General features: G+C 51.2%; 3 protein-coding genes and 1 pseudogene. 1 reads left to right on the forward strand and 3 read right to left on the reverse strand.

Annotated elements, in window-relative coordinates; all coding sequences use genetic code 11:
* Positions 1-324, forward strand: a pseudogene (locus tag ACP5KC_RS09520) (2-oxoacid:ferredoxin oxidoreductase subunit beta); the annotation flags it as partial.
* A gap of 81 nt (positions 325-405) precedes the next feature.
* Here the strand turns inward: ACP5KC_RS09520 and pyrD are convergent.
* From pyrD to ACP5KC_RS09535, 3 genes are all read right to left on the reverse strand, one after another.
* On the reverse strand, positions 406-1,320 hold the full coding sequence (pyrD, locus tag ACP5KC_RS09525; RefSeq protein WP_428287400.1) for a dihydroorotate dehydrogenase PyrD: 915 nt from the start codon (positions 1,318-1,320) through the stop codon (positions 406-408).
* Positions 1,301-2,587, reverse strand: a complete 1,287-nt coding sequence (locus tag ACP5KC_RS09530) for a dihydroorotase (RefSeq protein ID WP_428287401.1) — start codon at positions 2,585-2,587, stop codon at positions 1,301-1,303. The genes pyrD and ACP5KC_RS09530 overlap by 20 nt, the downstream gene beginning before the upstream one ends.
* Positions 2,588-2,662: 75 nt before the next feature.
* Positions 2,663-3,388: HpcH/HpaI aldolase family protein (locus tag ACP5KC_RS09535; RefSeq protein ID WP_428287402.1), on the reverse strand; the 726-nt coding region annotated here is incomplete at its 5' end.

Consider the following 3,388-nt stretch of genomic DNA (forward strand, 5'->3'; position numbering starts at 1 on the left):
ACAGCCGAATACTACAGGAAGGTGACCTATAAGCTCGAGTCAGACCCCTCCTGGGACCCATATGTGAGGAACCCTGAAGAAGCAGATGAGAAACGCCTCAAAGCCATGGAGCTAGCCTTAAAACTTGAGAATAAAATACCTATAGGAGTCTTCTATGCCAACCCATATATTCCAACATTCGAGGACAGGCTCGCTGAATCCCTGAAGATCTACCCGCAATACAACCCGGCCAACTCGCCAATAGAAAGAGGCAAGAAGCCGTTGATGGACAAAGAGACTTTAGAAAGAGTTTTCAGTGAATTCATAGTAGAGGTTAAGGAGTAAATCCTCTAAACTACAACTCTCTAAGTGTTTACTGCGGGAAAATTAAAACTTCCATGATCCGGGAAGCCCTCCAAGGCCAGCTCACGATCCATGCGCCAAGCCTACTAGATCGGTGACCTTCTCGAACCCCTCCGCCACCATGTACTCCTCGATACCCTTTACCACCTCGCGGAAGATAGCTAGGTCCTTCGATGCAATGATCGAGCCTATGCCGACAGCGCTAGCGCCTGCAAGAAGCATCTCTACGGCCGCGCGCCACGAGTCAACTCCGCCGACGCCTATAATGGGTACTTCTCCCACATGCCTATAAACGTCATATACGACCTTTACAGCTATAGGCCTTATACCTGGCCCTGAGTAACCCCCAAACCTGTTGCTTAGGACAGGCTTCCGAGCGTAAATGTCGATAACCATTCCCCTGACAGTGTTGATGGCCGTCAAACCGTCGGCTCCCGCCTTTACAGCTAGGCGTGCCACTTCCAGGTAGTTGTGGTGAGGGGAGAGCTTGACTAAAACTGGTGCCTTGATCACCCCCTTGATAGCCCTGACGATATCCGCGACTAGCTGGGGATTCTCCCCTATCTCTGCACCCATCCCCTTTACGTGTGGACAGGAAACGTTCAGCTCGAGCGCCGGGGCTCCACACTCGACACCTTTCACAGCCACACGCAGGAAATCCTCCAGGCTGCTACCGCCAACGCTCAGGATAAAGGGTACCTTGAGTTTTTCACGCATGAGCCTCAGCTCTGAACAGAAGTCCTCTATTCCCGGATTAGCCAGTCCAATGGCGTTCAGGTAGCCGTGCTCAAGCTCGACAAAGGTAGGATTCTCGTACCCCTTCCTAGGCTCAGGCGTAATAGTCTTAGTGGTTATCCCCCCTGCACCGGCCTCTTCCACGCGCCTTGCTAGTGCCGCACTTGTCCCAAGGATGCCCGACGCTAAAACCGTCGGGTTTAAGAGCCTGAGACCCGCGACATCAACCTCTAGGGACAGCAAGCCTTCCACCCTTAGATGTCATGAACTGACCGGCGATATATACGGGTTCCCCCCGGATATACACCGCGTAAGTCTTCGTGGGGAGACGCCAGCCCTCGAAAGGAGAATACTTGGCCTTCGACTCGAAATCCTCTCCCCTGACAACCCACTCCTCCTTCGAGACAACGACAACGTCCCCCTCGAAGCCCTCCCCTAGCACCCCCTTCTTAACCCCTAGTAGTCTCGCCGGCCTCCTCGAGTAGAGTTCTAGGACTTCGAGTCCCAGGCGTCCCTCAAGGATCTCCCTGAATAGCAGGTGTAGCGCCGTCTCAAGTCCTGGGAAGCCTGGGGATGGCTTCTCGCTAGTCTTCTCCTCGACCCTATGAGGCGCGTGATCTGTGACGATTGCATCTGGGAGCATGTTCCTCAGGCTAGTGTAAATGGAGGCTCTCTCACCCTCAGGCCTCAGAGGAGGATTTACCACTGCGATTCCTCTTTTTTCTCCCCTGTAGAGCTCATCCGATAACAAGCAATGATGAGGCGTAACATCGAATGTTACACGGCCTCCAGGCGTAACCTTAGCCTCTAAAACACTCATAAGAGCTCCACTCGTGCTAAGATGTGTCACGTGGAGCCATGCATTACTTTCTCTGCTCAGCATCAAGGCATGCCTTACAGCTGACTCCTCGGCCTCGGGAGGCCTAGCATCGCTGTGCAGCTTTGACTCCCTGAAAAGAGAGGGGTTTTCGGCGTGAACAACAACGGGTAAACCGTACCGGCTAGCGTATGAAAAGACGTTACGCGCGCCAGGAGAGTACAAGTCCTCAGGGTAAAGCTTGAAACCGACAAATAAGCCCCTACACCGTTCGAGTTCCTCTACCAAGGGGTTAAAGCCTGCATAGAATGCGAAGTCGACTAGCGAGCGAGCAGAGGCACGCTGCAGCTTCTCCTGCAAGACGCTGCAGTTATTAGCAGGGGGCACATTGTTAGGCATATCAACAACCATCGTAACACCCCCCTTCACCGCAGCCCTTGAACCACTCCCCCAATCCTCCTTGTACTCGAGCCCAGGCTCTCGCATGTGGACATGAATATCAACCATCCCCGGCAGTAACAGGAACTTCTCCCCGAACTCCACTCGCGACACGCTGTTCGGCGCCAGGCTAGGCTTCGAAATCCCCACTATAACACCATCGTCAATCGCAACCGCAGCCTCCAAAAAAGATCCTTCAATCAACGCTTTACCTATGAGAACCAAATCGACAGTAGTACCTCCTGAGATGCGCATCATCCAGCTGTAACAATCCTTACTAATAAATTAATATGCGAGAAAACTTCCAAGAAAACTTGAAGAGAAATCACCTTAATGTATTCCCAGTTCTCTGATTTTCTTGTAAGCCGTGTCTAGGCGCGTTCTAGCACCTGAAACAAGAAAGCGATAATCACTTCCAAGAGCTATTAGCTTGAATCCGATTTTAAGAGCAAATTCCAAGGAATCATTGTCAGAGCAGTACATACCCCCTGGAACACCTGTTTCCTTAGATATATCAGCCATTCTTTCGATGGCGCTTTTGACAGGGTCTTCCTTCCACGATTTTTTACCATAGGAGAAGGAGAGGTCGTTGGGACCTATAAAGAACGCGTTGACCCCCTCGACAGTGAGAATTTCTTCGGCACGTTGAACAGCCTCTTTCGTCTCAATCTGCACGATAACCAGTATGTTCTTTGAGGCTTCAAAGTATTCCTCCGTTTTTAAACCATAACTAGCCGCTCTTCTCGGCCCTACCCCCCTTATGCCCTCTGGAGGATATCTTATTGATTTGACAGCGTTTATGGCGTCCTGTTTATTGTTAATTAATGGGAAAAGAACACCTGCAACTCCCAGGTCAAGTACACGTTTTACGTACACAGGGTCGTTGAAGGGAACCCTTACAAGGGGTGTGCTCTCTCCTCGCACTCCCATAAGCATGCTTTCAAGATTTTGAAAGTCTATTGGTGCATGCTCTAGGTCAAAGAGCAACCATTCAAACCCTAAGAGAGAAAGCATTTCCGGGATCTCCGGGTTGGCTATTGTCACCCACGCACCTAG

It is taken from the genome of Infirmifilum sp., assembly GCF_049970975.1.
Taxonomy (GTDB): Archaea; Thermoproteota; Thermoprotei; order Thermofilales; family Thermofilaceae; genus Thermofilum; species Thermofilum uzonense.

Bases quoted from the DNA above. Each gene is read 5' to 3' on its own strand.
- ACP5KC_RS09530 (WP_428287401.1), bottom strand. From the start codon at position 2,587: ATGCGCATCTCAGGAGGTACTACTGTCGATTTGGTTCTCATAGGTAAA.